Annotated in this window: 1 protein-coding gene and 3 rRNA genes; all 4 read right to left on the bottom strand. The window is 57.0% G+C overall.

Annotation, left to right across the window (positions count from 1 at the left end; translation table 11 throughout):
* Positions 1 to 56: 56 nt before the first annotated feature.
* The 4 genes from rrf to ABN034_RS34000 all read right to left on the bottom strand — a co-directional run bounded on the left by rrf (position 57) and on the right by ABN034_RS34000 (position 5,382).
* Positions 57 to 173 (bottom strand): 5S ribosomal RNA (rrf, locus tag ABN034_RS34015).
* 179 nt (positions 174 to 352) lie between these two features.
* A 23S ribosomal RNA gene (locus ABN034_RS34010) occupies positions 353 to 3,484 on the bottom strand.
* 91 nt (positions 3,485 to 3,575) lie between these two features.
* A complete protein-coding gene (locus ABN034_RS34005) occupies positions 3,576 to 3,851 on the bottom strand; it encodes a hypothetical protein (protein WP_349695067.1) in 276 nt (91 codons plus the stop codon).
* An 11-nt stretch (positions 3,852 to 3,862) separates the two neighbouring features.
* Positions 3,863 to 5,382 (bottom strand): 16S ribosomal RNA (locus ABN034_RS34000).
* Together the 16S, 23S and 5S rRNA genes form the textbook arrangement of a ribosomal RNA operon.
* Positions 5,383 to 5,509: the final 127 nt, after the last annotated feature.

Here is a 5,509-nt window from a genome sequence, read left to right as displayed (position 1 = left end):
CCTCAGGACGCAAGAAGAGGGCCGCCCTGGTGGGTGGCCCTCTTCTTGTGTGTGGTGTCCGGCGGTGTCCTACTCTCCCACAGGGTGGCCCCTGCAGTACCATCGGCGCTGGAGGGCTTAACTTCCGGGTTCGGTATGGGACCGGGTGTTTCCCCTTCGCTGTGACCGCCGTAACGCTGTGAAACAGTCAACCACTGTGCTGTTGTCACCCCCGGGCCGCCGCTTGTTCCCCTTGTGCTCCCGCCGGGGTTTCCGGGTGGGGTGTGCAGGGGGGTTGTGGTGTGGCCGCGGGGGGTGGTGGTTTGTTGTTTCAGAACCGCATAGTGGACGCGAAACATGTTTGTGTTTGGTGTGTGGCAAGCCCTCGGCCTATTAGTACCAGTCAGCTACACGAGTCTTTAGGTCCTCGCTTCCACCTCTGGCCTATCAACCCAGTCGTCTTCTGGGGGCCTTACCCGGTCGAGCCGGTGGGAGACCTTATCTTGAAGCGTGCTTCCCGCTTAGATGCCTTCAGCGGTTATCACTTCCGAACGTAGCCAACCAGCAGTGCACCTGGCGGTACAACTGGCACACCAGAGGTCCGTCCGTCCCGATCCTCTCGTACTAGGGACAGCCCTTCTCAAGTCTCCTACGCGCGCAGCGGATAGGGACCGAACTGTCTCACGACGTTCTAAACCCAGCTCGCGTACCGCTTTAATGGGCGAACAGCCCAACCCTTGGGACCTGCTCCGGCCCCAGGATGCGACGAGCCGACATCGAGGTGCCAAACCATGCCGTCGATATGGACTCTTGGGCAAGATCAGCCTGTTATCCCCGGGGTACCTTTTATCCGATGAGTCACGGCGCTTCCACATGCCACCGCAAGATCACTAGTCCCAGCTTTCGCTCCTGCTCGACCCGTCAGTCTCACAGTCAAGCTCCCTTGTGCACTTACACTCAACACCTGATTGCCAACCAGGCTGAGGGAACCTTTGGGCGCCTCCGTTACCTTTTAGGAGGCAACCGCCCCAGTTAAACTACCCACCAGGCACTGTCCCTGATCCGGATAACGGACCGAGGTTAGACAGCCAGTACGACCAGAGTGGTATTTCAACGTTGACTCCACCCTAACTGGCGTCAGGGTTTCACAGTCTCCCACCTATCCTACACAAGCCGAACCGACCACCAATACCAAGCTGTAGTAAAGGTCCCGGGGTCTTTCCGTCCTGCTGCGCGTAACGAGCATCTTTACTCGTAATGCAATTTCGCCGGGTCCGTGGTTGAGACAGCGCCCAAGTCGTTACGCCATTCGTGCAGGTCGGAACTTACCCGACAAGGAATTTCGCTACCTTAGGATGGTTATAGTTACCACCGCCGTTTACTGGCGCTTAAATTCTCCGCTTCACCCCCGAAAGGGTTAACGGGTCCTCTTAACGTTCCAGCACCGGGCAGGCGTCAGTCCGTATACATCGTCTTACAACTTCGCACGGACCTGTGTTTTTAGTAAACAGTCGCTTGGGCCTGGTCTCTGCGACCTCCACCGCTTCCCACAGCACGTGTGGTAACGGTTTCGGTCCCCCTTCTCCCGAAGTTACGGGGGCATTTTGCCGAGTTCCTTAACCACGGTTCACCCGATCGCCTCGGTATTCTCTACCTGACCACCTGTGTCGGTTTAGGGTACGGGCGGTTCTGTCACTCACTAGAGGTTTTTCTCGACAGCATGGGATCACTCACTTCGCCTCAATCGGCTCGGCATCAGATCTCAGACATACACAGGACGGATTTACCTACCCTGAGTCCTACATCCTTGCCCGCGGATCAGCCTTTCGGCCTACCATCGCCGCGTAGAGCTACCCTCCTGCGTCACCCCATCGCTTGCCTACTACCGGATCGGGCCACACACACCCCCACACACACCCCGAAAGGCGCGCACAGGTTCGTCTGCTTAGCATCACCGGACTCAGCATGGGCGCAACAAAACCGGTACGGGAATATCAACCCGTTGTCCATCGACTACGCCTGTCGGCCTCGCCTTAGGACCCGACTTACCCAGGGCGGATTAGCCTGGCCCTGGAACCCTTAGTCATTCGGCGGAGGGGTTTCTCACCCCTCTTTCGCTACTCATGCCTGCATTCTCACTCGTGCAGCATCCACGACTCGGTCACCCGGCCGCTTCCCACGCCACACGACGCTCCCCTACCCATCCACACACCCAAACCAACACACCCAAAAAGGCGCACGGCTAGGCACATGCGTGAATGTCACAGCTTCGGCGGTCCGCTTGAGCCCCGCTACATTGTCGGCGCAGAATCACTTGACCAGTGAGCTATTACGCACTCTTTCAAGGATGGCTGCTTCTAAGCCAACCTCCTGGTTGTCTCTGCGACTCCACATCCTTTTCCACTTAGCGAACGCTTAGGGGCCTTAGCTGATGATCTGGGCTGTTTCCCTCTCGACCACGAACCTTATCGCCCGCAGTCTCACTGCCACGCTTCAACCTACTGGCATTCGGAGTTTGGCTGATTTCGGTAAGCTTGTCGGCCCCCTAGACCATCCAGTGCTCTACCTCCAGTAGGAAACACGCAACGCTGCACCTAAATGCATTTCGGGGAGAACCAGCTATCACGGAGTTTGATTGGCCTTTCACCCCTACCCACAGATCATCCCCCGGCTTTTCAACGCCGGTGGGTTCGGGCCTCCACGCAGTCTTACCCACGCTTCACCCTGCCCATGGGTAGATCACCCCGCTTCGGGTCTAGAGCACGCGACTCAACGCCCTATTCAGACTCGCTTTCGCTACGGCTACCCCACAACGGGTTAACCTCGCCACGCACCACTAACTCGCAGGCTCATTCTTCAAAAGGCACGCCATCACCCGAAGGCTCTGACGGATTGTAGGCACCCGGTTTCAGGAACTATTTCACTCCCCTCCCGGGGTACTTTTCACCTTTCCCTCACGGTACTAGTGCACTATCGGTCACCAGAAAGTATTTAGGCTTAGCGGGTGGTCCCGCCAGATTCACACAGGATTTCAGGGGTCCCGTGCTACTTGGGAAACATTCAAGGAAGCCGTCACATTACACCTACAGGGGTATCACCTACTACGCCAGGCCATTCCAGACCCTTCAGCTTCCGCAACGGTTTATCACTTCCCGCCAGGTCAGCAGCCCCAGCAAAAACGCTCCCACAACCCCGCGCAGGCAACACCTGCCAGCTCTCACACCTACACGGTTTAGCCTCATCCGCTTTCGCTCGCCACTACTCACGGAATCACAATTGTTTTCTCTTCCTACGGGTACTGAGATGTTTCACTTCCCCGCGTTCCCTCCAACACCCTATGAATTCAGATGCTGGCGACTGGGCATAACCCCAGCCAGGTTTCCCCATTCGGAAACCCCCGGATCAAAGCTCGGTTGCCAACTCCCCAGGGATTATCGCAGGCTCCAACGTCCTTCATCGGCTTCTGGTACCAAGGCATCCACCGAGTGCCCTAAAAAACTTGCCAAACAACACCAACACAAAAACCCTCAAAAACACAACCCAACAAACAAGCCATGTCCTCAAGAATAAAGATGCTCGCGTCCACTATGCAGTTCTCAAACAACAAACACACCAGAAAAACCAGACACCAACCCCACAAAGAAGCCAGCCACCTGATCTCTCAGGACCCAACAGCGCACCACAACACCCCCACCAACCAGCCCCCACCCCTTCCACACCCACCACCACAACAACAACAACAGCAGCAGGCAGTACCAGAACAGAAACCAACCAGCAAAGGCGCCAAACAGTCGACGTTCCACTAACAAGCAGCAGACCAACCGCCCACAACAGACCCAGAACAACTCCAGACCCACCAGACGACGACCCACCTGCTCCTTAGAAAGGAGGTGATCCAGCCGCACCTTCCGGTACGGCTACCTTGTTACGACTTAGTCCTAATCGCCAGCCCCACCTTCGACCACTCCCTCCCAAAAGGGTTAGGACATGGGCTTCGGGTATTGCCGACTTTCATGACTTGACGGGCGGTGTGTACAAGGCCCGGGAACGTATTCACCGCGGCGTTGCTGATCCGCGATTACTAGCGACTCCAACTTCACGGGGTCGAGTTGCAGACCCCGATCCGAACTGAGGCCGGCTTTTTGGGATTCGCTCCACCTCACGGTCTCGCAACCCTTTGTACCGACCATTGTAGCATGTTTGCAGCCCTGGATATAAGGGGCATGATGACTTGACCTCATCCCCACCTTCCTCCGAGTTGACCCCGGCAGTCTCCTATGAGTTCCCGGCATAACCCGCTGGCAACATAGGACGAGGGTTGCGCTCGTTGCGGGACTTAACCCAACATCTCACGACACGAGCTGACGACAGCCATGCACCACCTGTGCAGGACCCTTACGGACCCCGTATCTCTACGAGATTTCCCTGCATGTCAAACCCAGGTAAGGTTCTTCGCGTCGCCTCGAATTAAGCAACATGCTCCGCCGCTTGTGCGGGCCCCCGTCAATTCCTTTGAGTTTTAGCCTTGCGGCCGTACTCCCCAGGCGGGGCGCTTAATGCGTTAGCTGCGGCACGGAGGACGTGGAAAGTCCCCCACACCTAGCGCCCAACGTTTACGGCGTGGACTACCAGGGTATCTAATCCTGTTCGCTCCCCACGCTTTCGCTCCTCAGCGTCAGGTAAGGCCCAGAGAGCCGCCTTCGCCACCGGTGTTCCATCCGATATCTGCGCATTCCACCGCTACACCGGATATTCCACTCTCCCCTGCCTACCTCTAGCCTGCCCGTATCGAAAGCAGTCCCACAGTTAAGCCGTGGGATTTCACTCTCGACGCAACAAACCGCCTACGAGCCCTTTACGCCCAATAATTCCGGACAACGCTCGCGCCCTACGTGTTACCGCGGCTGCTGGCACGTAGTTGGCCGGCGCTTCTTCTGCACCTACCGTCACTCCCGCTTCGTCGGTGCTGAAAGAGGTTTACAACCCGAAGGCCGTCATCCCTCACGCGGCGTTGCTGCATCAGGCTTCCGCCCATTGTGCAATATTCCCCACTGCTGCCTCCCGTAGGAGTCTGGGCCGTGTCTCAGTCCCAGTGTGGCCGGTCGCCCTCTCAGGCCGGCTACCCGTAAAAGCCTTGGTAGGCCATCACCCCACCAACAAGCTGATAGGCCGCGAGCCCATCCCTGGCCGAAAAAACTTTCCACACCCACCCATGCGGACAGATATGAACATCCAGTATTAGACCCAGTTTCCCAGGCTTATCCCAGAGCCAAAGGCAGGTTACTCACGTGTTACTCACCCGTTCGCCGCTCGAGTACCCCCGAAAGGGCCTTTCCGCTCGACTTGCATGTGTTAAGCACGCCGCCAGCGTTCGTCCTGAGCCAGGATCAAACTCTCCGTCGAAAACCAACAGAAAGCCCAAAACAGGCCCCAAAAAAACACAAACCCACAACACACAAAATGCGCCATGAGCCAAAACAACACAAAACCATCGACTATCGGCACGCTGTTGAGTTCTCAAAGATCAGGC

It is taken from the genome of Actinopolymorpha sp. B11F2, from assembly GCF_040195635.1.
Taxonomy (GTDB): Bacteria; Actinomycetota; Actinomycetes; order Propionibacteriales; family Actinopolymorphaceae; genus Thermasporomyces.
This window is presented reverse-complemented; position numbering and strand designations above follow the sequence as displayed.